Genomic DNA, 22,198 nt, shown 5'->3' on the forward strand with positions numbered 1-22,198 from the left:
TCGGCGGCGGGGGTAGCGTCAGGCGTGAGACGGCCGCCGTCTGGAGCCCTTCCGTTACAACCGGTACGACGGCCGTCACGTGTTCATGCCGTGCGGGCCGTGCCCGTTCCCTTCTCCGCGTCCAGCGCGTACACACACCGGTCCTTGCTGCACGCGTACACCACCCCGTCCTTGACGACCGGCGAGCCGGTGATCTCGCCTCCCGTGGCCAGCTTCCACCTGAGCCGGCCGTCGTCGGCCTTCAGCGTGTACAGCAGATGGTCGGTGGAGCCGAAGTGGATGCGGCCCTCGGCGACCGAGGGGGCGCCGACCACGTCGCCGCCGGCCTGGAAGCGCCACTTCGGGGTGCCGGTGACCGCGTCCAGGGTGTAGAGGCCCTTGCCGCTGCCCACGTGGACGTGTCCGGCCGCCACCAGGACCGGCTCGATGGAGGAGCGGGCCTCGGTGGCGATGCGCCAGCGGTCGCGGCCGTCGGTGGCGTCCAGGGCGTAGACCGTGCCGAGGTAGTCGGACAGGTAGACGCCGCCGCCGGTGACGGCCGGGCCCGGGGCGTAGGCCGGCGGGCACAGGAACACCGCGGGAGCCTCGAAGTGCCAGCGGACCAGGCCGCTCGCCACCTCGATCGCGAGGACCCGGGTGCCGGCGCAGACGTAGACGTAGCCGTCGGGGGCCGGGGTGATGCGGACCGGGACGCCGCCGCAGGAGGCCGCGTCGCCGATGGGGTACGACCAGCGCTCCTCGCCGGTGCGGGCCTCCAGGGCGCGCAGCCGGGCGTCCTGCCAGACGTAGACCGTGCCGTCGTGCACGGCGGGGCCCGCCTCAGGGGACTCGAAGTCGGTCTGGCAGCCGCTGATCTCCCACAGCTTCTGGCCGTTCGCGGCCTCCCAGGCCTGGACGCCGCCGCCGCGGGTGCCGGTGACGACCGTGCCGTGGTCGGCCTTCAGGGAGTACACCCAGGCGTCGGTGGACAGCCGCCACAGATCGGCGCCCCCGCGGGCGTCCAGGGCGAAGAGGGTGGGGCCGTCGGAGGCGTGGATACGGCCGTCCGCCACGGCCATCGACCAGGCGACGTCCCGCGTCTTGAAGCGGCGGCGGCCGGTGCCCACGTCCAGGGCGTGCACCTCGAAGGAGGTGACGTAGACCAGGTCGCCGTCGACGGACGGGGTGCCCCAGACGTCGTTGGACATGCGGAAGCGCCAGGGACGCCAGCCGGAGGCCGTCTCCGGGGGCAGCGCGGGTACGGGCGGTACGGCGGGGTCGGCGCCGTTGACGCCGGGGCGGGGGCGGGACCAGCTGGCGACCAGGCCGGCCTCCGGAGGGGGTGCCTTGACGGCGGCGGCGCGGGCGTCGGCGACGCGCGGGCCGGGGCCGATGGGCACCTGGGCGCCGGCCAGCCGGACCGGGCCGGTGTCGGGGGCGCCCACCGCGCCGACCGGTGCGGGGACCGGGACCGCGGGGTCGTAGGACGGCGGCGGGGGTACGGCCGCTCGGCCGCCGCTGCGCGGTCCTGGCGCGCTGGGGGCGGGCTTGGCGGCGGGGCGGCCGCCGCGGCGGGACTCGATGAGGGCGACCGCCTTCTCCGGCAGCCAGGCGGAAGCGGTGCCGCTGTCGTCGGATCCGGAGCCGAACAGGTGCGGGGCGAGCTGGGACTGGAGGTCGGCGGGGTTGGGCCTGCCGGTGGCCTCCATCTGCATGCAGGACTCGATCAGCGGGCGCAGTTCGTCCGGCAGGCCGGTGAGGTCCGGGCCCTCGCGGAGCAGCATGAAGACGGTCTCGACGGGATTGGCGCCGTGGAAGGGCGGGTGGCCGGTGGCGGCGAAGACCAGCATGGAGCCGAGCGAGAAGACGTCGCTGGCGCCGGTGACGCTGCGGGAGTCCTTGGCCTGCTCGGGAGACATGTAGGCGGGGGTGCCGACGGCCACGTTCGTCATCGTCAAACGGGTGTTCGAAACGCCGGAGGCGATACCGAAGTCGATCACCCGGGGACCGTCCTCGACCACCAGGACGTTGGACGGCTTCAGGTCACGGTGGACCAGCCCCGCACCGTGGATGGACTGCAGGGCTTCCGCGACGCCCGCCGCCAGCCAGCGCACGGCCTGGGCCGGGAGCGGCCCGCAGTCGTTCACTATTTCCTCGAGGGAGGGCGCGGGCACGTAGGCGGTGGCCAGCCAGGGCACGGCGGCGCGAGGATCGGCGTCGACGACGGCCGCCGTGTAGAAGCCGGAGACCGCGCGGGCCGCCTCCACCTCACGAGTGAAGCGGACACGGAAGAGCTGGTCCTCGGCCAGCTCGGTGCGGACCGTCTTGATCGCCACGCGCCGGCCGGATGCCGAGCGTGCCAGATAGACCAGCCCCATGCCGCCGGCACCCAGCCGGCCCAGCACCTCGAACGGCCCGATCCGCCGCGGATCGTGCTGCGTCAGCTGATCCACCACTTGCCTGCCACCTCCCCGTACGAGCCGCGCCACCCACATATGTACGCGACCGAAGTGCAGCGTCTCACCACCGCACCGCCTTGGCGGCACGCACCCTGATTCTTCCTGGCCGGGCGGCCGGTGGCGAACCCAGTGATAAATCGGGGTGTCTCATGCCAAATAGGTACGAATTTGTCCGAACAAGATTATTTCGTCATCGCGTCATCGCGCCCATCGCGCTCATCGCCGCAGCAGCGCGAACGACGCCCCCTGATTGTCGGTGACGACGGCCACTCGTCCGTACGACGTCTCAAAGGGTGGCACCTGGACCCGTCCGCCGAGCCGCCGCACGGCCCCGAGGGAGTCGTCGAGGTCCATGACCTGGAAGTGCGTGAGGAAGTGCGGGGGCATCTCGGCCGGGAAGACCTCGGAGACGACCGCGCGGCCGAAGTCGGGCTCGGCGTCGCGGCCGAACAGGGCCTCGTGGAAGAGGTCGCCGTAGAAGGCGTTGGCCCCGGCCGTGTCGCGGGTGTACAGCTCGACCCAGGCGAACGTGCCCGGCTCGTGCCACCGGCCGAATCCGGCGTGGCCGCCCGCCTGCCACAGGCCGAACACCGCGCCCTCGGGGTCGGCGGCCAGAGCGTGGACACCGAAGTCGTCCAGGGGCAGCGGGGCCGTGATGAGCTGCCCGCCGGCCGCGATGATCCGCCGGCCCAGCGCCTCGGCGTCCGGGGTCGCGAAGTACACCGTCCAGACGGTGGGCATCCGGCCGTCCGCCTTGCGGGCGAGCGTGGCGACGGGCTCGTCGTCCAGCCGGGCCCATACGGCCAAGCCGTAGGCCTCCCCCGGTTCGGAGAAGGTCCACCCGAAGAGCTCACCGTAGAACCGCTTGCCCGCCTCGACGTCGGGAAGCTGGGCGTCCACCCAGCACGGGACGCCCTCTCCGTACACCGATGCCCTGTTTTCGGCCATGCCGTCAAAGTAACCGCGCCGCCCGCACCCCGCAGACCAGCCACACCACCCCCGATGCACCCATGCACCCCATTTGCAGTCGGCCGAATCGCGCTCCGATCACCCGTCGGTAAGCTGACGGCATGACAGGACAAGTGCGTACCGTCGACGGCCGCGTGGCCGGCAGGCGTGGGCAGGCGACCCGGCAGAAGCTGCTCGACTGCCTCAGCGAGATGCTCAGCTCCTCCCCGTACCGGGACGTCAAGGTCATCGATGTCGCCCGGAAAGCGGGCACTTCGCCCGCGACCTTCTACCAGTACTTCCCGGACGTCGAGGGCGCCGTCCTGGAGGTCGCCGAGCAAATGGCCACCGAGGGCGCCGGTTTGACCGAGCTGCTCGAAGGGCGCAGCTGGGCCGGCAAGTCGGGCTGGCAGACCGCTCAGGAACTCGTGGACGGCTTCCTGGAGTTCTGGCGGAGGAACGACGCGATCCTGCGCGTGGTCGACCTCGGCGCGGCCGAGGGGGACAAACGGTTCTACAAGATCCGCATGAAGATCCTCAACTCGGTGAACAACTCCCTCGCCGACGCCATCGCGGAACTGCAGGCCAAGGGCAGGGTCGACAAGGACGTGAACCCGGCCGCGATCGCGGGCTCGCTGGTCGCGATGCTGGCGGCGGTGGCGGCGCACCAGAAGGGCTTCTCCTCCTGGGGCGTCAAGCAGGCCGAACTGAAGCCGAACCTGGCACTGTTGGTCCATCTGGGCGTGACCGGCAAGAAGCCTGCCAAGTAGCGGTAGCCGGCCTCTTCCGGCCCCAAGTCCTGTCTGGCAGGCGGTGGTTCACCAGTGGTGAGCCACCGCCTGCGCCGCTATGCGGGCAGCGGCCGGTCCCGCACCACATGCTTCATCACCAGCGTCGAGTTCAGCCGCTGCACCCCGGGCAGGGCCGCGAGCCGCTCGTCGTACAGCCGCTGGAAGGCGGCGAGGTCGGCGGTGGCCACCCGCAGCAGGTAGTCGGGCTCGCCGAACAGCCGCTGGGCGTCCAGGACGTGCTCCAGCTCGCTGACGGCCCGCTCGAACTCGACGACCGTGTCCCGGTCCTCCTGCCGCATGGAGACGAAGACCAGCGCCTCGAAGTTCAGCCCGAGCGCGGCCGCGTCCACCACCGCCCGGTAGCCCTGGATGGCTCCGGAGCGCTCCAGCTCACGCAGCCGCCGGTGGCAGGGCGAGACGCTCAGCCGCACGCGGGCGGCCAGCTCGGTGACGGTCAGCCGCCCGTCCTGCTGCAGCTCCGCAAGGATTTTTCTGTCTACGTCATCCATGAAGAAGATATTTGCTCAGAAACCGAGATCATGGGCAAACTTCGGGAACACTTTCGGGCCAATCACACCTAATGTCCCCACCATGGACTCGGGACTGCTCTTCTCCTTCCTCGCCGTGGACCTGCTGCTGGTGTGCGTGCCGGGCGCCGACTGGGCGTATGTGATCGCGACCGCCCTGCGCGGCCGCTCGGTGCCGCGCGCGGTGGCGGGTCTGGTCTCGGGGTACGCCCTGCACACGGCTCTGGCCACGGCGGGCCTGGCCGTGCTGGTGGCGGGCTCGCCCCGGCTGCTGACGGCGCTGACGGTGGCGGGCGCCGGGTATCTGCTGTGGCTGGGCTGGGGCGTGCTGCGCAGTCCGGCCGTCCCGGGGGCGGCGGACGAGACCCCGGACGCCGATCGCCGGCTCTTCCTGCGGGGCGCCACGATCAGCGGCCTGAACCCCAAGGGCCTGCTCCTCTACCTCTCGGTGCTCCCCCAGTTCCTCACCCTCAAGGGCGCCCACCTCCCCGTACCGGCCCAGACGGCGGCCATGGGCCTGCTCCACATGGCATGCTGCGCGGCCGTGTACCTCACCGTCGGCGCCCTCTCCCGCGCCCTGTTGTCGGCCCGCCCGGTGGCGGCCCGGGCGGTCACCCGCACCTCGGGCGCGGCGATGCTCGGAATCGGCGCGTTCTTGCTGGTGGAGCGGCTGGCTACGCTTTAGCTTCGCCGGGGCCGTCAATCGTCCGCGGGTCCGTTGTGGCTGGTCGCGCAGTTCCCCGCGCCCCTAGGGAGTCGCAGTGCCGTCGGCTTCGAGGAGCCGACGGCACTGCGACTCACGCCGAGGGTTACCTGCGCGTCAGCCGGAACACCCTGATCTCCCGCTCCACCCGGCCCTGATACGTGGCGTACGGCGGCCAGAACCTCAGGAGGGTCTTCCAGGCGGCGGAGCGTTCCCCGCCCTCCAGCAGGCGGGCCGTGACGGGGATGTCCCGGCCCTTCCAGTTGATCGAGGCGTCCGGCTGGGTGAGCAGGTTGCGGGTCCAGGCGGGATGGTCGGTGCGGCCGAAGTTGGAGCCGACGAGGAGCCAGGTGCGGCCCTCCTCTTCCGGCATGCAGGCGAGCGGGGTCCGGCGGGGCAGACCGCTGCGGGCGCCGGTGGAGGTGAGGATCACTCCGGGCAGCAGCTGGGCGCTGAGCAGCACCCTGCCCCGGGTGAGCCGGTGCACGGCGCGGTCCAGGGCCGGGATCGCGTGCGGGGCGACCTTCGCGAAGGCCCGGGTGGCGGACACCTTCTGCACGAACCGCACGCCGACGCCGGCCATCAGACCGCCACTTCCCCGCGCGTGAACAGCCGGGCGGTCTCGGCGGCCCGGTCCCTGAGCCGGTGCACCGGCCCGAACAGCAGCTCGTCCCCGGCCGCCCGCTTGAAGTACAGATGGGCCTCGTGCTCCCAGGTGAACCCGATCCCGCCGTGCAGCTGGATCGCCTCCCCCGCCGCACACCGCAGCGCCTGCAGCGCCTGCGCGAGCGCGAGCCCGCCCACCCTTTCGCCCTGTGTGGTCGCCCAGGCGGCGTAGTAGGCGGCCGAGCGAGCGGACTGCACCGCCACGTACACATCCGCGAGCCGGTGCTTCACCGCCTGGAAGGACCCGATGGCCCGCCCGAACTGCTCCCGCTGTCCGACGTACTCGACGGTCCGCTCCAGCGCCCGGTCCGCGGCCCCCACGGCCTCGGCGGCGAGCACGGCGGCGGCGGTGTCCCCGAGTGCGGTGAGGGCGGGAAGCACGTCCGTGTCGGCGGTGCCCAGCAACTCGGCGGGCACGTCCCTCAGTTGGACCCGTCCCTGCGGGCGGGTGGCGTCGAGGGCCGTCTGCCGGGTCCGTACGACCCCCTCGGCGTCCCCCGCGACCAGGAACAGCAGGGTCCGGGACCGCGCGTACCCGCCGGTGTGCGCGGCGACGAGGAGCAGCCCGGCACTGTGCCCGTCCAGCACCTGGTCGACCTGCCCGTACAGGCGCCACCCCGCCGTGGTGTGCCGGGCCTGCACGCCCCCGGCCCGGCCCCCGCCGGCCCACTGCCCGCCGTTGCCGCCGGTCAGCGCGAGGGCGGTGGCGAGGGCGGGGCCGGGGACGGCGAGGGTGGCGGTGCGGGTGCCCGCGGCGAGGTGGGGCAGCAGCCCGGCGCGCTGCGCCTCGGTGCCGAGGGCGAGGATCAGCGGGGCCGCGAGGACGGAGGTGGCCACCAGCGGGGAGGGGGCGAGGGCGCGTCCCGTCTCCTCGCAGGCGAGGGCGAGCTCGGTGGCCGAGCAGCCGACGCCGCCACAGGCCTCGGGGAGCGCCAGTCCCGGCAGGCCGAGCCGGTCGGCGAGCGCGGACCACAGGGCGGGGTCGTACCCGGCCGGGCTGTCGACGGCGGCCCGCAGCTCCTCGACGCCACAGCGTTTGTGCAGCAGCTCGCGCAAGGTGCGGCGGATCTCGTCCTGCTCGGCGGTGAGACGCGTGTCCATGGCTGATCCGATCCCTCCGAACCTGATCTGACGGACCGTCATGTTAGGGCGGACGGGGAGGGAAGCCCAGGGGCACGACACCTGCCGCGCGGCGTCGGATCTGATGTACCGTCAGATCTATGACGTCAGCGAGCAGGAAGGTCGCCGTGGCCGGGGTGGCCCTCTCCGACTGCGGCCGGGTGGACGACGCGACCCCGTACGCCCTGCACGCCCAGGCGGCCCGCCGTGCCCTCGCGGACGCGGGTCTGGACCGCGCCGTGGTGGACGGCTTCGCCTCGGCGGGCCTCGGCACGCTGGCCCCGGTCGAGGTGGCGGAGTATCTGGGTCTGCGCCCCACCTGGGTGGACTCCACCTCCGTGGGCGGCTCCACCTGGGAGGTCATGGCGGCGCACGCGGCGGACGCGATAGCGGCGGGCCACGCCGACGCCGTCCTGCTGGTCTACGGGTCGACGGCGCGGGCCGACATCAAGGCGGGCCGCAGGACGGGGAACCTCTCCTTCGGCGCGCGCGGCCCCCTTCAGTTCGAGGTGCCGTACGGGCACACCCTGATCGCCAAGTACGCGATGGCGGCCCGCCGCCACATGATCGAGCACGGCACGACCGTCGAGCAGCTGGCGGAGGTGGCCGTGCAGGCGAGGGCCAACGCGGCCCTGAACCCGGAGGCGATGTTCCGCGAGCCGATCACGGTGGACGACGTCCTGTCAGGACCGATGATCGCCGACCCCTTCACCAAGCTGCACTGCTGCATCCGCTCGGACGGCGGGGCGGCGGTGCTGCTGGCGGCCGAGGAGTACGTGCGGGACTGCCGTACCGCTCCCGTCTGGATCCTCGGCACCGGCGAGCACGTCTCCCACGCCACGATGTCCGAGTGGCCCGACTTCACGGTCTCCCCGGCGGCGGTCAGCGGACGGCTGGCCTTCCAGCGGGCCGGGGTGCGCCCCGAGGAGATCGACTTCGCGGAGATCTACGACGCCTTCACCTACATGACCCTGGTGACCCTGGAGGACCTCGGCTTCTGCGCGAAGGGCGAGGGCGGGGCGTTCGTGGAGAAGGGGCGGCTGCTGGTGCGCGGCGGGGAGCTGCCGGTGAACACCGACGGGGGCGGCCTGTCCGCCCAGCATCCCGGGATGCGGGGGCTGTTCCTGCTGGTGGAGGCGGTGCGGCAGCTGCGGGGCGAGGCGGGCGAGCGGCAGGTGCGCAGGGGGGACGGGGAGGTGCCACGACTCGCGGTGGTGTCCGGGACGGGGGGCTGGTTCTGCTCGTCCGGGACGGTGGTGCTCGGCCGGAACTGATCGGCCGGGGGACCGCGCGGGAAGACGCCTCGTGCCGGCCGGTGTTGTGCCGGCGACGGACGAGCCCCAGGAGGAATCCGAGATGGCGTTGACCCGCGAAGAGCGAGAGGCGTTCCTGGCCGAGGCGCACGTCGCCGCACTGGCGGTGGACTCGGGACCGGGACGGGCGCCCCTGGCCGTGCCGATCTGGTACTGGTACGAGCCCGGCGGGGACGTATGGATCATGACGGGACGGGAGTCCCGTAAGTACGGCCTGATCAGCGAGGCGGGCCGGTTCACGCTGATGATCGACCGGCTGGAGCCGACGATCAGGTACGTGTCGGTGCAGGGTCCGGTGGTCAGGACGACCCCGGCGACCGTCGACGAGCTGCGGAAGATCTCGGCCCGCTACCTGTCGGCCGAGAAGGTGGACGCCTATGTCGACTTCGCCTTGAAGAACCACGGGGAGCAGGTGGTGATCCACATGCGTCCGGAGCGGTGGGTGTCGTCGGACCTGGGCCAGGTGTGAGCATGAGGGAATGGGAACTGATCTCCACGCACTGCTGAGGTCGCTGCGGGTGTGGGACGCGGGGACGACGACGCTGCCTCCCTTCGACCCGGACACCGCCCCGCCGACGCCCCTGCTCCTGTTCACGAGCTGGTTCGAGGAGGCGGTGGAGGCCGGACAGCCCGAGCCGCACACGATGTCGCTCGCGACGACGGACGAGGAGGGCCGGCCGGACGTACGGATCGTGATGCTGCACGGCGCGGACGCGGAGGGCTGGTCGTTCGCGACGCACGTCACGAGCCGCAAGGGCCGGGCGCTCGCCGCCCGTCCGTACGCGGCCCTGGCCTTCTACTGGCCGGTGCTGGGGCGGCAGGTGCGGGTGCGCGGGCCGGTGACGTCCGCGCCCTCCGAGGAGAGCCAGGCCGATCTGCACGCCCGCTCGACGGGGGCGCTGGCAGCGGCGCTCACCGGACGGCAGAGCGAGGAACTGTCCTCGGTGGAGGAGCTGCGGCGGGCCTCGGAGGCGGCCTGGGAGAGGGCCCGGGAGAACCCGGCCGAGCCCTCGCCCACGTGGACGCTGTACCGACTGCGGCCGGAGGCTGTGGAGTTCTTCCAGGGGGACGCCGAGCGGCGGCACGTACGGCTTCAGTACCGGCGCGACGGGTTCGGCTGGAGCCGGCGGCTGCTGTGGCCGTGACGCCCGCCGTTCAGTCCCCGAACTCCCACTCCGCGAAGTCGGCCACGCCCCGGTACCCGATCCGCTGGTAGAGCCCGTTGCTCGTGGGGTTCGCGAGGTCGGTGAAGAGGAGGACCTCCGCCGTCCCCGACTCCAGGGCGACGCGGCTCACCTCGGCGGTCACCGCGCCCGCGTAGCCGTGGCCGCGCAGGTGCGCCGGGGTGTACACCGGGGCCACCCGCACCTGCCCCGCCGTTTCCGGAGTCACCCCGGCCATGGAGACGGGGGTGCCCTCGGGGGTCTCCCAGAGGGTGACCCCGCCGTGGCCGATGTGGGCGTCGGCCCATTCGCCCGGATCCCGGTTCAGGGGCTGTCCGACCGCGGCCATGAACGCGCCGTACCAGGACACCAGCAGGTCGCGGTCGGCCGGCCCGGCGACCCGCGCCCGGCCCTCGGGCACCGGCCGCGGGACGCTCAACTCGCCCAGCCGGTACAGCCGTTTGCGCTCGCGGATCCGGCCCCGCGTGCCGGTGCGGCGCTGCCAGGCCGCAGCGAAGGCGGCCGCCGTGTCCCGTTCGGCGGAGACGGCGGGGACCGGGTGGCCGAGGTCCGCGAGACGGGACGCGAGACCCTCGGCCTCCCGCGCGCCGAGCGGAGTGGGATGGACCGGGAAGGGCGGGGTGTGCATGAGCGTCGCCCGGACCGCGCCGCCCTCCTCCTCCAGCGTCCCGAAGAGCGGCGCCTGCTCGCCGTACAGCCGCAGCCCCCGCGTGCGCAGCGCCTGCGTCACCGTCAGCTGCACGGTATGCAGGTCCGGCCGGGAGCCGAGGAAGTCACCGGCGCGGGCGAGGAATTCGTCCAGGTCGTGGGTCAGATGCCAGGCTTCTGGATGCATGCCGCCATGATCGCGGTCAGCCGCCCGGCCTGAACACCGGTTTTCCCTCCCGGAACATCACCCGCAGCGGCATCCCGGCCACCAGGTCCCCCGCCCCGCACTCCACCAGCTCCGTCATCATCCGCGGCCCCTCGGCCAGGTCCACCACCGCGGCCACGTACGGGGTGCGGTCGCCGAAGGGCGGCAGGTCGTTGCGGTGGACCGTGGACCAGGTGTAGAGGGTCGCGCGGCCGCTCACCTCCTCCCAGACCACCTGCTCGCTCCAGCAGTGCGGACAGAACTCGCGGGGGTAGTGATGGGCCCGGCCGCAGGTCCCGCAGCGGCGGACCAGCAGCCGGCCGCTCGCCGCCGCCTCCCAGTAGGGGCGGGTGAAGGCGTCGGGCTCGGGGGCGTCGTGACGTGGCGCGCCCATCAGAACCACCCCAGCCAGGCGTCCAGCGACCAGGTCTGCCAGGACATGCCGAAGAATCCGACGAACGAGATCAGCGCCATCATCGAGTTCTGGCCCTGCTCCGCCCAGTCATGGATCATGAGAACGAAGTAGATCGCGTTCAGCAGCAGCCCGGCCGACAGCGCGATCGGGGACAGGAAGCCGAGGATCAGGCCGAGGCCGAGGGAGAGTTCGGCGTAGGCGACGACGTACGCCATCAGCTTCGGATGCGGCTTCACCATCGTCTCGAAGCCGGACCGTACCGACGCCCAGCGGTGTTTCTCCGCGATCCCCGCCGCCCAGGCGATGCCACTGCCGCGCTCGAACCAGGCCTTCTTGTCCTTGTGCCGCCAGCTCTCCAGCCACCACAGGCCGAGACCGATCCGCAGCACCGCCAGCCACTGAGCGCCGTCGAGCCATATCGAATCCATGGATCTGACGGTACGTCAGATAGTCGGTGAAGCCCACCTGTGAGTCCGCCTCGAATCGCACGAGGCGAATTCGTCAAGCGGATCACCAAAGTCACCGGATGCCGCGAGGACAGGCGAAGACCGCGCTGTTCGCGCACCGATTCCGACCATCCGAGGCAACTACGTCACCTGTCCCACTCACTCCTCCCACAGGCGTGATCAATCCGCAACCAATTCCGGTCTTGACCGAGACCCATCAACCGGGTGGGTGATTACGCTCCCGCTCATGGCCGTCTCCCGTCCTTCTCCCGTACACCTTTCCGCGACCCCCGCAGACCGCCCCGTCTACGTCATAGGCGCCGGTCCCGGCGGGCTCGCCGCCGCGTACGCGCTGCGCGCGCGGGGCATACGGGCCGTGGTTCTGGAGAAGGCCGACCAGGTGGGCGCCTCCTGGCGGCGGCACTACGACCGGCTCCACCTGCACACCACCCGCCGGCTGTCCGCCCTGCCGGGCCTCGCGATACCCCGCAGGTTCGGTCGCTGGGTGGCCCGGGACAACGTGGTGCGCTACCTGGAGAAGTACGCCGAGCAGCACGAGCTGGAGATCGTCACCGGTGTGGAGGTCTCCCTCGTCGAGCCCTCCCCGGACGGGGAGGGCTGGCTGCTGCACGCCTCGGGCGGCCGGGAGCTGACCGGCAGCGCGGTGGTGGTCGCCACCGGCTACAACCACACCCCGCGCGTGCCCGACTGGCCCGGCCTGGACGGCTACGGCGGGGAGTTCACGCACGCCGGCGCGTACCGGAACGCCGAGCCCTACGCGGGCCGTGACGTCCTGGTCGTCGGCGCCGGCAACACCGGTGCCGAGATCGCCGTGGACCTGGCGGAGGGCGGGGCCGCGCGGGTGCGGCTGGCCGTGCGCACCGTCCCGCACATCATGCGGCGCTCGCTCTTCGGCTGGGCCGCCCAGTACACGGGCGTGCTGGTACGGCGGCTGCCGGTGCGGCTGGTCGACCGGCTGGCCGGGCCGGTGGCGAAGCTCAGCACGCCCGACCTGTCCGCGCACGGGCTGCCGCGTCCCGGCACCGGGCTGTACAGCAGGGTGCGGGAGGGGGCCGTCCCGGTGCTGGACGTCGGCCTCATCGACGCGGTACGGAAGGGAAAGGTCGAGGTCGTGGCGGCCGTGGAGGCGTTCGAGGACGAGAAGGTGATCCTCGCCGACGGCGGCCGTATCTCGCCGGACGCCGTGATAGCGGCCACCGGGTACACGCGGGCGCTGGAGGATCTGGTCGGGCATCTCGGGGTGCTGGACGAGCACGGGAAGCCGGTCGCGCACGGAAGCCGTACCCCGGCGCAGGCCCAGGGCCTGTACTTCACCGGGTTCACCAACCCGATCAGCGGGATGTTCCGGGAGCTGGCGACCGACGCGGAGAAGATCGCCAAGGCGGTGGCCAGGAAGCTTTCGTAGCCGTACACAACTTTGCCGTGCCGAACCGTTCCTGACATTGCGTCAGTTCAGTAATCTGACAGTGCGTCAGTTACTTGGCAGTCATGACAGGAGCGGGCGGACGATGCTTGGATCAACCCACGGCACCCTCACCACCGACTCCCGCCGGGCCCGGGTCATCGCCTGCGGTGAGCAGCGGCCCGGACCCGTCGTCCACGATCAGGTCGACGACCTCGATGTCAGCGGACGGCCGCTGTACACGGACGTACCGGATCTGGCGCGGTTCTTCCGGCCCGAGTCGGTCGCCGTGATCGGCGCCTCGGACGCCGAGGGGCGGCCGAACACCGGGATCACCCGGCAGCTGCTCGCCTGGGCCGAGCGGGTCGGGGCGCGGGTGCATCCGGTGCACCCGGTACGGCCGTCCGTGTTCGGCGTCCCCTGCGTGGCCTCCGTCGCCGACCTGCCCGACCAGGTCGACCTCGCGGTGCTGCTGGTGGCGGACCCGCTGCCGGTGATCGAGGAACTCGCCGAGACCAAGGTGAAGTTCGCGGTGGCCTTCGCCTCCGGGTTCGCGGAGACCGGCACGGAGGGGGCCGAGGCGCAGGAGCGGCTCGCCCGGGCCGTACGGCGGTCGGGGCTGCGGCTGCTCGGGCCGAACACCAACCTGAACGCCTTCGAGCGCTTCCGGGAGGACCTGGACGGACCGTCGATCGCGCTCATCACCCAGTCCGGACACCAGGGCCGCCCCCTGTTCGCCCTTCAGGAACTGGGCATCCGGCTCTCCCACTGGGCGCCGACCGGCAACGAGGCCGACCTGGAGACCGCCGACTTCATCTCCTACTTCGCCGAGCAGCCCGAGGTCGGCGCCATCGCCTGCTACGTCGAGGGCCTCAAGGACGGCCGCTCCTTCCTGCTGGCCGCCGACCGCGCCGCCCGCCGCAAGGTGCCGGTGGTCGCGGTGAAGGTGGGCCGCACGGAGGCGGGGGCCCGCACGGCGGCCACCCACACCGGCAAGCTCACCGGCGCCGACGACGTCGTCGACGCGGCCATGCGGCAGTACGGCGTCGTCCGCGTCGACGGGCTCGACGAACTCCAGGACACGGCGGCGCTGTTGGCCAGGGCGCGGGCCCCGCGGTCCGACGGGGTCGTCGTCTACTCCATCTCCGGCGGCACGGGCGCCCATGTCGCCGACCTCGCCGCCGGGCGGGGGCTGCGGCTGCCGCGGCTGTCGCGGGACCGGCAGGCCGAGCTGCACCAGTGGATCCCGGAGTACCTGAACGTGGCCAACCCGGTGGACAACGGCGGGCATCCGGTCGGTGACCGGCGCGGCCGGAAGATCATCGACGCGATCCTGGCCGACCCGGAGGTCGGGGTGCTGATCTGCCCGGTCACCGGCCCCTTCCCGCCGCTGAGCGACAAGCTCGTACGGGACCTGGTCGACGCGGCGGAGGAGACGGACAAGCTGGTGTGCGTGGTGTGGGGGTCGCCGGTCGGCACCGAGCAGGCGTACCGGGAGGTCCTGCTCGGCTCCTCCCGGGTGGCCACCTTCCGCACGGTCGGCAACTGCCTCACCGCCGTGCGCGCCTGGCTCGACCACCACCGCTTCGTGGGCGACTACCGCTCCCCCTTCGACGAGGCCCCGCGCCTGCCCTCCCCCTCCTTCCGCAAGGCCGAGGCCCTGATGCGGCCCGGTCAGCAGCTCAGCGAGCACGGGGCCAAGCAGCTGCTGCGCGCCTACGGCATCCGGGTGCCGCGCGAGCAGCTGGTCACCAGCGCCGCGGCCGCCGTTCGCGCCGCCGCCCAGGTCGGCTACCCGGTGGTGATGAAGGCCTCCGGCGCCCAGATCGCCCACAAGACCGAACTCGGCCTGGTGAAGATCGGCCTCACCTCGGCCAGCCAGGTCCGGGACGCCTATCGCGAGCTGACCGACATCGCCCGTTACGAGGACGTCTCGCTGGACGGCGTCCTGGTGTGCCAGATGGTCGAGCAGGGCGTCGAGATGGTCGTCGGGATGACCCACGACGAACTGTTCGGACCGACGGTGACCGCCGGGCTCGGCGGGGTGCTGGTGGAGGTGCTGCGCGACGCCGCCGTACGCGTACCGCCGTTCGGCGAGGACCAGGCCCGGGACATGCTCGCCGAACTGCGCGGCCGGGCCCTGCTGGACGGGGTCCGGGGCCGCCCCCCGGCCGACCTGGACGCACTCGTGGAGGTGGTCCTGCGGGTCCAGCGCATGGCCCTCGAACTGGGCGGTCAGCTGGCCGAGCTGGACATCAACCCACTGATGGTGCTGCCCCGCGGGCAGGGCGCGGTGGCGCTGGACGCACTGGTGGTGTGCCGATGAGCGAGCCGGTACGGCACGAGGTCGGCGACCATGTCTCGTACGTCACCCTGGACCGGCCCGAGACCCTGAACGCCCTCACGCCCGGGGACCGCGACCGGCTGATCTGCCTGCTGGAGGAGGCGTCGGCGGACGCGGACATCCGGGCCGTCGTCCTCACCGGGACCGGTCGCGGGTTCTGCGCGGGCGCGGATCTGCGCGGCGGGGCGGGCGGCGGAGAGCGCGTCGCGGGCGACGTGTCCCGCACGCTCCGCCTCGGCGCCCAGCGGCTCATCGCCGCCGTACTGGACTGCGAGAAGCCGGTGATCGCCGCCGTGAACGGCACGGCGGCGGGACTCGGCGCGCACCTCGCGCTCGCCTGCGATCTGGTCCTGGCCGCCGAGTCGGCCCGCTTCATCGAGGTGTTCGTACGGCGCGGTCTGGTGCCGGACGCGGGTGGGGCGTATCTGCTCCCCCGGCTGATCGGCCCGCACCGGGCCAAGGAGCTGATGTTCTTCGGGGACGCGGTGCCGGCGGCGGAGGCGGAACGCCTCAGGCTGGTCAACCGGGTCGTCCCCGACGCCGAGCTGGAGAAGACCGCCCGCGAGTGGGCGACCCGCCTGGCCGCCGGCCCGACCCGTTCCCTGGCCCTCACCAAGCAACTGGTGAACGCCTCCCTGGACACCGACCGCACCACCGCCTTCGCCGCCGAGGCGTCCGCCCAGGAGATCAACATGACGACACAGGACGCCCGGGAGGGCCTGCGGGCGTTCGTGGAGAGGAGGGGGGCGGAGTTCGGGGGGCGGTGAGGCTCAGCCGGACCGCCGCAGGATCCACACGGTGCCCGCGTCCGGGTCGCCGTACCGCGCGAAGAGCTGGGGATCGTGCTCGGTGCCGGCGAACGCCCAGTGCGTGGCGTGGCCGCAGTCGAGCCGCAGCAGGATGCCGTCACGCCCGGTGTCGTCGGGCTTCCAGGCGCCTGAGCCGCCGCACATGGTGTAGTCCGAGAAGCCCGCATCGCTCTTCTGGTCGGCGAGCGGCAGCTTGGTGGCCTCGGCGTGGCCGTCCGGACGCAGCCGCAGCCGCGCACCGCTCGCGCCCTGCCAGACGCCGGCGAGCTGGGCGGTGGTGAGCCGCGGCGGCTCGTACCGCGGGATCAGACCGGTCACGGTGGCCGTCAGCCCGCCGCCGAGGACGAGAACGGCCAGGACGGGCGAGATGAGGGCGGCGCGTCCCCAGATGCCCCACTGCCGCCAGGTGCGCCTGCGGACGTAGGCGACCCACAGCGAGGGCAGAATGCCGAGGGCGGTCAGGAACGGGATGGTGAGGGCGGGCGAGTGCCCGGCGAGGGCGGCGAGGAGGCCCCACGCGATGCCCGGTCCGACCGGAGCCGCGAGGTGCCAGGCCCAGGTCCGACCGCCGAGACGACGGCGGCCGAACCGGGCGAGCAGCACCGAGGGCAGAGTCAGCGCGAGCGGCTGCGCCAGGGCCACGACCGGCGCCAGTACGGCCTCGGCGAGCAGGTAGACCAGCACGGCGAGCATGTTGTACCCGCCGCCGTAGTCGTCATTGCCGAGGTCGATGATCCACAGGAACACGGAGGCCGCCGGAAGCAGCGCCACACTCATGGCCGCCGCCGCACCGTAGTCCCGGAACGACCAGGTCAGGTCGGCGTCCCGGAGCCGTTCACGTATCTCTCCCCACCCCATGGGCGCAGAGCTTACGGAGTTCTCCTCCCCGGTCCACCCGGCCCTTCACATCTGACAGTCCGTCAGCTTCAATGAGTGATGTGATGGGACACGCAGGGGCAGCCGCGGCTGCCGTTCGCTGGCTGAGGTCGGCTCCGTCGCCGGGGCCCGTGGAGGCGCTGCCGCGCCCGGAGTTGCGGTGCGTCCGGGAGGACGATCCGGCGCCGCTGGACCACGCCGAGTTCCGGCGCGTGCTGGGGAACTTCGCGACGGGCGTCACCGTGGTGACGGCGCCGCCCTCGGAGGGTTCGGCCTCCCCGGCCGGCTTCGCCTGCCAGTCCTTCTCCTCCCTCTCCCTCGACCCGCCCCTGATCTGCTTCATGGTCGGCCGCACCTCCACCACCTGGCCGCGCATCGCCCGCGCCGGCGTCTTCTGCGTCAACGTCCTCGCCGCCGGGCAGGGCGAACTGTGCCGGGCCTTCGCGGTGAGCGGCGCGGACAAGTTCGCGGGGGTGGCCTACGACGCGGCCCCCGTCTCCGGGGCGCCACGCCTGGCCGGTGCGGTGGCGTGGATCGACTGCACGATCCACGCGGTGCACACCGGGGGCGACCACCTGATCGTCGTCGGCCGGGTGGACGCGCTCGGCGCGGAGGGGCCGGGAGAGCCGCTGCTCTTTCACCGGGGGCGGTTCGGGCAGCTGGGCGACGGCTGAGCGCGGCCCGCTCAGGAGACGGCGAGTGCGGGGGCCGTCCGGTTCCGTCTGATCACCAGCGCCATCAGCGCCGCCGCCGCGCACAGCGTGCCGGAGGCGTACCAGACCATGTCGTAGGAGCCGAAGACGTCGCGGGCCACGCCGCCGAGGAAGGCGACCAGGGCCGCGCCGATCTGGTGGGAGGCGAGCACCCAGCCGAAGACGATGGCGCTGTCCTCGCCGTACTGCTCGCGGCACAGGGCCAGGGTGGGCGGGACGGTGGCCACCCAGTCGAGGCCGTAGAAGACGATGAAGAAGATCATCGGGGGGTGGATCGCCGGGCCGAGCAGCATGGGCAGGAACAGGAGCGAGAGGCCGCGCAGGGCGTAGTAGACGGCGAGCAGGCGGCGCGGTTCGAAGCGGTCGGTGAACCAGCCGGAGGCGATCGTGCCGACGACGTCGAACACGCCGATCACCGCGAGCAGGGAGGCCGCCGCCGTCACGGGCATGCCGTGGTCGTGGGCTGCGGGCACGAAGTGGGTCTGGATCAGGCCGTTGGTGGAGGCGCCGCAGATCGCGAAGGTGCCGGCGAGCAGCCAGAAGGGACCGGTGCGCACGGCGGTGGCGAGGACCGTGAGCGTCCGGCGGGCGGCGCCCGTCACGGGTGCCGGCTTGGGCACGAACTCCTTGGCGCCGTACGGCTCGAGGCCCACGTCGGCGGGATGGTCGCGCAGCAGGAGCCAGACGAACGGGACCACGGCGAGGGCGGCCAGGGCGACCGTCACGGCGGCCGGGCGCCAGCCGTGGTCCTCCACCATCCAGGACAGCAGCGGCAGGAAGATCAGCTGGCCGGAGGCGGAGGCGGCGGTGAGGATGCCGCTGACCAGTCCGCGTCGCTCGGTGAACCAGCGGTTGGTGACCGTGGCCGCGAAGGCGAGGGCCATGGAACCCGAGCCCAGGCCGACCAGCAGGCCCCAGCACAGCAGCAACTGCCAGGCGGCCGTCATCCACACGGTCAGGCCGGAGCCGACGGCTATCACGGTCAGCGCGACGGCGACCACACGGCGGATGCCGAAGCGGTCCATCAGCGCGGCGGCGAAGGGTGCGGTGAGGCCGTAGAGCGCGAGGTTGATCGAGACGGCCGCGCCGATCGTGCCGCGCGACCAGCCGAACTCCTGATTCAGGGGGTCGATGAGCAGGCCGGGCAGGGAGCGGAAGGCGGCCGCGCCGATGATCGTGACGAAGGTGACGGCGGCGACGAACCAGGCGCGGTGCACGCCATGGCGCCCGACGGGCGGGACGTGGACCGGGGCTGCGTCATGTCTTGTCTGGGTCACGTCATAGAGGGTCCTGTTTCCGGTCATCCCCATCGAGTGGCCCGAAGGACAGCATTCGTTAGGATCGGGCCATGAGTGTCGGCCAGGAATTCCGCCCGCACCGGGTCGTCGTCCTCGCGCTGGACGGCCTGCTCCCCTTCGAGCTGGGCATCCCGCACCGGATCTTCGGACGCCCGAGGGACGCCGAGGGGCGGCACCTCTACGAGGTGGTGACGTGCTCGGCCCGGCCGCCGGGACCGGTCGAGACGGACGCCGACTTCACGGTGCACGTCCCGCACGGTCCCGAGGCCCTGGAGACGGCCGACACGGTGATCGTCCCGGCATCGTACGAACTCGGCCCGGTCTACGAGGAGGGCAGGCTGACCGAGGAGCTGGCCGCCGCGCTCGGCCGCGTCCGGCCCGGCACCCGGCTGGCCGCCATCTGCACCGGCGGCTACGTCCTGGCCGCCGCCGGACTCCTCGACGGACGGCCGGCGACCACGCACTGGGCGGACGCCGAGCGCTTCCAGCGGATGTTCCCGCGGGTGAAGGTGGACGCGGACGTGCTGTTCATCGATGACGGGGACGTGCTGACCTCGGCCGGAGTGGCCGCCGGGATCGACCTGTGCCTGCACATCGTGCGCCGCGACCACGGCACGGCGGTCGCCAACGACGTGGCCCGCCGCACGGTCGTCCCGCCCCACCGGGACGGCGGCCAGGCCCAGTACATCCACCGTCCGGTCCCGGACCCGCAGCTCGCCACCACGACCGGCGCCCGCGCCTGGGCCCTCGGCCGTCTGCACGAGCCGATCCAGTTGCGGGACATGGCCGAGCAGGAGGCCATGTCGGTGCGCACCTTCACCCGCCGCTTCCGCGAGGAGACCGGCATCAGCCCGGGCCAGTGGCTCACCCAGCAGCGTGTCGAACGCGCCCGCCACCTGCTGGAGTCCACCGGCCTCTCCGTCGACCAGGTGGCCCGCGACGCCGGCTTCGGCACGGCCCAGTCGATGCGCCAGCACCTCCAGCAGGCCCTCGGGGTGACACCGACGGCGTACCGGCGGACCTTCCGGACCGCGGTCGGCGGATCCGGCGAGCGGTACGGCGAGGTGGGGAGCCGGGGGTGAGGGCGGTGGCACCCCCCTGCCGGCTCAGAAGGTGAGCACCCCCCGCGCCACCCGCCCCGCCTCCGCGTCGGCCCGGGCCTTCTCGAAGTCCTCCACCGGATAGGTCGCCGTCACCAACTCGTCCAGGAGCAGGCGGCCTTGGCGGTACAGCTCGGCGTACAGGGGGATGTCCCGCTGGGGGCGGGAGGAGCCGTAGCGGCAGCCGAGGATCGCCTTGTCCAGGAACATGGAGGAGACGAGGAAGGACGCCTCGGCGCTCGCCCCGGGCACGCCGAGGAGGACGGCCTGGCCGTGGCGGTCGAGAAGGTCGATCGCCTGACGGATCAGTTCCACCCGGCCGACGCACTCGAAGACGTGGTCGGCGCCGGTCGGCAGGAGGTCGCGGACGCCCTCCGCCGAGGTCAGGAAGTCGGTCGCGCCGAACTGCCGGGCCACCGTCTCCTTCGCCGGATTGGCGTCCACGGCCACGATCCTCAGGGCCCCGGCGATACGCGCGCCCTGCAGGACGTTCAGCCCGATCCCGCCGGTGCCGATGACCACCACGCTGTCCCCGCGGTCCACCCGCGCCCGGTTGAGGACCGCGCCGACGCCGGTGAGCACCCCGCAGCCGATCAGCGCCGCCGCCCGCAGCGGGATGTCCTTCGGGATCGGCACCGCCTGCACAGCCCTGACGACCGTACGTTCCGCGAAGGCCGAGTTGGAGGCGAACTGGTACACCGTCCGCCCGCCCCGGGTGAAGGGCCGCTGCGGGCGGCCGATGGCCTTGCGGCACATCGTCGGGCGGCCCCGGTCGCACTCCGCGCACGTGCCGCAGTTGGCGAGCGTGGACAGGGCCACGTGGTCGCCCGGGGCCACATGGGTCACGCCCGCGCCCACGGCCTCGACCACGCCCGCGCCCTCGTGGCCCAGCACCACGGGCACCGGGAAGGGGATGGTGCCGTCCACCACCGAGAGGTCGCTGTGGCACAGTCCGGCCGCCGAGATCGCCACCAGCACCTCGCCGGGCTCCGGCTCCCGTATCGTCAGGTCGTCCACCACCTGGACGTGCTTGCCGTCGAACACCACGCCACGCATCACTGGGCCCCCTTCGGCTCCCTCGGCAGGCCGAGCACCCGCTCGGCGATGATCGTGCGCTGGACCTGGTCCGAGCCGCCGTAGATGGTGTCGGCCCGGGAGAAGAGGAACAGGTGCTGGTCGGGGTCGAGCTCGTACGGCGTCGACGGCGACCAGTCCGCGGGACCCGCGGAGGCCGCCGCGCCTCGCGCCTGGACCGCCAACTCCCCCAGCCGCTGGTGCCAGTTCGCCCACAGCAGCTTGGCCACGCTCGGCGCGCCCGCGTCGCCGCGGCCGCCGAGGGTGCGCAGGGCGTGCCAGCGCATGGTGCGCAGTTCGGCCCACTGGCGCACGAGCCGGGCGCGTACGACGGGGTCGTCGACGGCGCCGGTGCGCCGTGCGGTCCGAACGACCTGCGCCAGCTCCTCGGCGAATCCGATCTGCTGGGCGAGGGTCGACACCCCGCGCTCGAAGCCGAGCAGGCTCATCGCCACCCGCCAGCCCAGTCCCGCTCCCCCGACGACGTGCTCCACGCGCGCGTGTGCCCCGTCGAAGAAGACCTCGTTGAAGTCGCTGGTCCCGGTCATCTGGCGGATGGGCCGGACCTCGATACGGCCCGGCTGGTCCATGGGGACGAGCAGGAAACTGAGGCCGCGATGGCGGCGGGCGTCCGGGTCGGTCCGGGCCAGGACGAAGCACCAGTCGGCCTCGTGGGCGAGCGAGGTCCAGATCTTCTGCCCGGTGATCCGGTAGGACGACCCCTCACGCACGGCGGACGTGCGTATGCCCGCCAGATCGGACCCGGCACCCGGCTCGCTGTACCCCTGGCACCACAGCTCCTCCCCGGCCGCGACGGGCGGCAGGAACCGGGCCTTCTGCTCCTGGGTGCCGTGGGCGATGAGGGTGGGGGCGAGCAGGTTCTCCCCGATGTGCCCGGACCGCGGCGGCGCCCCCGACCGGGCGTACTCCTCGGCCCAGGCGACCTGCTGGGTGAGCGTGGCGGTCCGGTTCCCGTACCCGGACTCGCCCCAGCCGAGCCCGATCCATCCCGCCCGGCCGAGGGTACGTTCCCAAGTGCGTCTGTCCGTCGCGCCGTTGGCATGATCTGCCAGCCAAGCACGGACCTCGGTCCGGAACGCCTCGTCCTCAGCGGCGAATTCAAAGTCCACAGGGTCTCCTCCTGGCGCCGGGTGCGTG

Annotated in this window: 22 protein-coding genes; 10 read left to right on the plus strand and 12 right to left on the minus strand. The window is 72.6% G+C overall.

The annotated features are described in order from the left end of the window. Positions 1–83: 83 nt before the first annotated feature. The gene (gene afsK / locus AVL59_RS44315; RefSeq protein WP_067315725.1) at positions 84–2,435 is read right to left on the minus strand and encodes a protein serine/threonine kinase AfsK; all 2,352 of its coding nucleotides are present in this window, start codon (positions 2,433–2,435) and stop codon (positions 84–86) included. A 219-nt stretch (positions 2,436–2,654) separates the two neighbouring features. Continuing rightward, positions 2,655–3,386, minus strand: a complete 732-nt coding sequence (gene kbpA / locus AVL59_RS44320; RefSeq protein WP_067315728.1) for an AfsK-binding protein KbpA — start codon at positions 3,384–3,386, stop codon at positions 2,655–2,657. A 134-nt stretch (positions 3,387–3,520) separates the two neighbouring features. Between kbpA and AVL59_RS44325 the strand changes: the two genes are divergently transcribed. Beyond that, on the plus strand, positions 3,521–4,156 hold the full coding sequence (locus AVL59_RS44325; RefSeq protein WP_067315731.1) for a TetR family transcriptional regulator: 636 nt from the start codon (positions 3,521–3,523) through the stop codon (positions 4,154–4,156). A 77-nt stretch (positions 4,157–4,233) separates the two neighbouring features. On the opposite strand, the gene AVL59_RS44330 is transcribed toward AVL59_RS44325, so the two are convergent. Beyond that, a complete protein-coding gene (locus AVL59_RS44330; RefSeq protein WP_067315734.1) occupies positions 4,234–4,686 on the minus strand; it encodes an Lrp/AsnC family transcriptional regulator in 453 nt (150 codons plus the stop codon). An 82-nt stretch (positions 4,687–4,768) separates the two neighbouring features. Here AVL59_RS44330 and AVL59_RS44335 point away from each other — a divergent pair, with 82 nt between their 5' ends. After that, positions 4,769–5,389 (plus strand): LysE family translocator, encoded by a 621-nt coding sequence (locus AVL59_RS44335; RefSeq protein WP_067315737.1) that lies wholly within the window; start codon positions 4,769–4,771, stop codon positions 5,387–5,389. A gap of 124 nt (positions 5,390–5,513) precedes the next feature. Here AVL59_RS44335 and AVL59_RS44340 read toward each other — a convergent pair whose 3' ends face one another. After that, positions 5,514–5,990 carry a nitroreductase family deazaflavin-dependent oxidoreductase gene (locus AVL59_RS44340; RefSeq protein ID WP_067315740.1) on the minus strand — a complete coding sequence of 159 codons (477 nt, stop codon included), beginning with the start codon at positions 5,988–5,990 and terminating at the stop codon, positions 5,514–5,516. Then, entirely contained in the window at positions 5,990–7,174 is a 1,185-nt protein-coding gene (locus AVL59_RS44345) for an acyl-CoA dehydrogenase family protein (RefSeq protein ID WP_067315743.1), read from the minus strand. Before AVL59_RS44345 ends, AVL59_RS44340 begins: the two co-directional genes overlap by 1 nt. 119 nt (positions 7,175–7,293) lie before the next feature. Here AVL59_RS44345 and AVL59_RS44350 point away from each other — a divergent pair, with 119 nt between their 5' ends. The 3 genes from AVL59_RS44350 (at position 7,294) to AVL59_RS44360 (ending at position 9,650) form a co-directional block, all read left to right on the plus strand. Further along, entirely contained in the window at positions 7,294–8,466 is a 1,173-nt protein-coding gene (locus AVL59_RS44350) for a thiolase C-terminal domain-containing protein (protein WP_067315746.1), read from the plus strand. Positions 8,467–8,548: 82 nt separating this feature from the next. Further along, a complete protein-coding gene (locus tag AVL59_RS44355; protein ID WP_067318505.1) occupies positions 8,549–8,974 on the plus strand; it encodes a pyridoxamine 5'-phosphate oxidase family protein in 426 nt (141 codons plus the stop codon). 10 nt (positions 8,975–8,984) lie between these two features. Next, a complete protein-coding gene (locus AVL59_RS44360; protein ID WP_067315754.1) occupies positions 8,985–9,650 on the plus strand; it encodes a pyridoxine/pyridoxamine 5'-phosphate oxidase in 666 nt (221 codons plus the stop codon). A gap of 10 nt (positions 9,651–9,660) precedes the next feature. Here the strand turns inward: AVL59_RS44360 and AVL59_RS44365 are convergent, their stop codons facing one another. Genes AVL59_RS44365 through AVL59_RS44375 form a run of 3 tightly spaced genes read right to left on the minus strand, consistent with a single transcriptional unit; the run spans position 9,661 to position 11,385 of the window. Further along, positions 9,661–10,524, minus strand: coding sequence for a GNAT family N-acetyltransferase (locus tag AVL59_RS44365; RefSeq protein WP_067315757.1), 864 nt, complete (start codon positions 10,522–10,524; stop codon positions 9,661–9,663). 16 nt (positions 10,525–10,540) lie between these two features. Beyond that, on the minus strand, positions 10,541–10,936 hold the full coding sequence (locus AVL59_RS44370; RefSeq protein ID WP_067315760.1) for a Zn-ribbon domain-containing OB-fold protein: 396 nt from the start codon (positions 10,934–10,936) through the stop codon (positions 10,541–10,543). Further along, positions 10,936–11,385, minus strand: a complete 450-nt coding sequence (locus AVL59_RS44375; protein WP_067315763.1) for a DoxX family membrane protein — start codon at positions 11,383–11,385, stop codon at positions 10,936–10,938. Before AVL59_RS44375 ends, AVL59_RS44370 begins: the two co-directional genes overlap by 1 nt. A 265-nt stretch (positions 11,386–11,650) precedes the next feature. On the opposite strand from AVL59_RS44375, the gene AVL59_RS44380 reads away from it, so the two are divergent. The 3 genes from AVL59_RS44380 to AVL59_RS44390 all read left to right on the plus strand — a co-directional run bounded on the left by AVL59_RS44380 (position 11,651) and on the right by AVL59_RS44390 (position 15,937). Beyond that, on the plus strand, positions 11,651–12,829 hold the full coding sequence (locus AVL59_RS44380; RefSeq protein WP_067315765.1) for a flavin-containing monooxygenase: 1,179 nt from the start codon (positions 11,651–11,653) through the stop codon (positions 12,827–12,829). A gap of 103 nt (positions 12,830–12,932) precedes the next feature. Next, entirely contained in the window at positions 12,933–15,152 is a 2,220-nt protein-coding gene (locus tag AVL59_RS44385) for an acetate--CoA ligase family protein (protein ID WP_067315768.1), read from the plus strand. Then, complete coding sequence (locus tag AVL59_RS44390; protein ID WP_208870552.1) at positions 15,149–15,937, plus strand: enoyl-CoA hydratase/isomerase family protein; 789 nt, start codon at positions 15,149–15,151, stop codon at positions 15,935–15,937. The genes AVL59_RS44385 and AVL59_RS44390 overlap by 4 nt, the downstream gene beginning before the upstream one ends. 3 nt (positions 15,938–15,940) lie before the next feature. On the opposite strand, the gene AVL59_RS44395 is transcribed toward AVL59_RS44390, so the two are convergent. After that, positions 15,941–16,837, minus strand: coding sequence for a hypothetical protein (locus AVL59_RS44395; protein WP_067315774.1), 897 nt, complete (start codon positions 16,835–16,837; stop codon positions 15,941–15,943). An 83-nt stretch (positions 16,838–16,920) separates the two neighbouring features. On the opposite strand from AVL59_RS44395, the gene AVL59_RS44400 reads away from it, so the two are divergent. Further along, a complete protein-coding gene (locus AVL59_RS44400; RefSeq protein ID WP_067315777.1) occupies positions 16,921–17,529 on the plus strand; it encodes a flavin reductase family protein in 609 nt (202 codons plus the stop codon). An 11-nt stretch (positions 17,530–17,540) separates the two neighbouring features. Here the strand turns inward: AVL59_RS44400 and AVL59_RS44405 are convergent, their stop codons facing one another. Next, on the minus strand, positions 17,541–18,845 hold the full coding sequence (locus AVL59_RS44405) for an MFS transporter (RefSeq protein WP_372450400.1): 1,305 nt from the start codon (positions 18,843–18,845) through the stop codon (positions 17,541–17,543). A 71-nt stretch (positions 18,846–18,916) separates the two neighbouring features. Here AVL59_RS44405 and AVL59_RS44410 point away from each other — a divergent pair, with 71 nt between their 5' ends. Further along, positions 18,917–19,948 (plus strand): GlxA family transcriptional regulator, encoded by a 1,032-nt coding sequence (locus tag AVL59_RS44410; RefSeq protein WP_067315780.1) that lies wholly within the window; start codon positions 18,917–18,919, stop codon positions 19,946–19,948. Between the two features lie 24 nt (positions 19,949–19,972). Here the strand turns inward: AVL59_RS44410 and AVL59_RS44415 are convergent, their stop codons facing one another. Together AVL59_RS44415 and AVL59_RS44420 are read right to left on the minus strand one after the other, a co-directional pair. Beyond that, positions 19,973–21,022, minus strand: coding sequence for a Zn-dependent alcohol dehydrogenase (locus tag AVL59_RS44415; RefSeq protein ID WP_067315783.1), 1,050 nt, complete (start codon positions 21,020–21,022; stop codon positions 19,973–19,975). Next, the gene (locus tag AVL59_RS44420; protein ID WP_067315786.1) at positions 21,022–22,170 is read right to left on the minus strand and encodes an acyl-CoA dehydrogenase family protein; all 1,149 of its coding nucleotides are present in this window, start codon (positions 22,168–22,170) and stop codon (positions 21,022–21,024) included. Before AVL59_RS44420 ends, AVL59_RS44415 begins: the two co-directional genes overlap by 1 nt. Between the last annotated feature and the right edge of the window lie 28 nt (positions 22,171–22,198).

This window comes from Streptomyces griseochromogenes (genome assembly GCF_001542625.1).
GTDB classification, from domain to species: domain Bacteria; phylum Actinomycetota; class Actinomycetes; order Streptomycetales; family Streptomycetaceae; genus Streptomyces; species Streptomyces griseochromogenes.

Bases quoted from the DNA above. Each gene is read 5' to 3' on its own strand.
- AVL59_RS44355 (WP_067318505.1), top strand. From the start codon at position 8,549: ATGGCGTTGACCCGCGAAGAGCGAGAGGCGTTCCTGGCCGAGGCGCAC.
- AVL59_RS44390 (WP_208870552.1), top strand. From the start codon at position 15,149: ATGAGCGAGCCGGTACGGCACGAGGTCGGCGACCATGTCTCGTACGTC.
- AVL59_RS44340 (WP_067315740.1), bottom strand. From the start codon at position 5,990: ATGGCCGGCGTCGGCGTGCGGTTCGTGCAGAAGGTGTCCGCCACCCGG.
- AVL59_RS44350 (WP_067315746.1), top strand. From the start codon at position 7,294: ATGACGTCAGCGAGCAGGAAGGTCGCCGTGGCCGGGGTGGCCCTCTCC.
- AVL59_RS44360 (WP_067315754.1), top strand. From the start codon at position 8,985: ATGGGAACTGATCTCCACGCACTGCTGAGGTCGCTGCGGGTGTGGGAC.
- AVL59_RS44385 (WP_067315768.1), top strand. From the start codon at position 12,933: ATGCTTGGATCAACCCACGGCACCCTCACCACCGACTCCCGCCGGGCC.
- AVL59_RS44380 (WP_067315765.1), top strand. From the start codon at position 11,651: ATGGCCGTCTCCCGTCCTTCTCCCGTACACCTTTCCGCGACCCCCGCA.
- AVL59_RS44400 (WP_067315777.1), top strand. From the start codon at position 16,921: ATGGGACACGCAGGGGCAGCCGCGGCTGCCGTTCGCTGGCTGAGGTCG.
- AVL59_RS44375 (WP_067315763.1), bottom strand. From the start codon at position 11,385: ATGGATTCGATATGGCTCGACGGCGCTCAGTGGCTGGCGGTGCTGCGG.
- AVL59_RS44335 (WP_067315737.1), top strand. From the start codon at position 4,769: ATGGACTCGGGACTGCTCTTCTCCTTCCTCGCCGTGGACCTGCTGCTG.
- AVL59_RS44410 (WP_067315780.1), top strand. From the start codon at position 18,917: ATGAGTGTCGGCCAGGAATTCCGCCCGCACCGGGTCGTCGTCCTCGCG.
- AVL59_RS44415 (WP_067315783.1), bottom strand. From the start codon at position 21,022: ATGCGTGGCGTGGTGTTCGACGGCAAGCACGTCCAGGTGGTGGACGAC.
- kbpA (WP_067315728.1), bottom strand. From the start codon at position 3,386: ATGGCCGAAAACAGGGCATCGGTGTACGGAGAGGGCGTCCCGTGCTGG.
- AVL59_RS44345 (WP_067315743.1), bottom strand. From the start codon at position 7,174: ATGGACACGCGTCTCACCGCCGAGCAGGACGAGATCCGCCGCACCTTG.
- AVL59_RS44370 (WP_067315760.1), bottom strand. From the start codon at position 10,936: ATGGGCGCGCCACGTCACGACGCCCCCGAGCCCGACGCCTTCACCCGC.
- AVL59_RS44395 (WP_067315774.1), bottom strand. From the start codon at position 16,837: ATGGGGTGGGGAGAGATACGTGAACGGCTCCGGGACGCCGACCTGACC.
- AVL59_RS44365 (WP_067315757.1), bottom strand. From the start codon at position 10,524: ATGCATCCAGAAGCCTGGCATCTGACCCACGACCTGGACGAATTCCTC.
- AVL59_RS44330 (WP_067315734.1), bottom strand. From the start codon at position 4,686: ATGGATGACGTAGACAGAAAAATCCTTGCGGAGCTGCAGCAGGACGGG.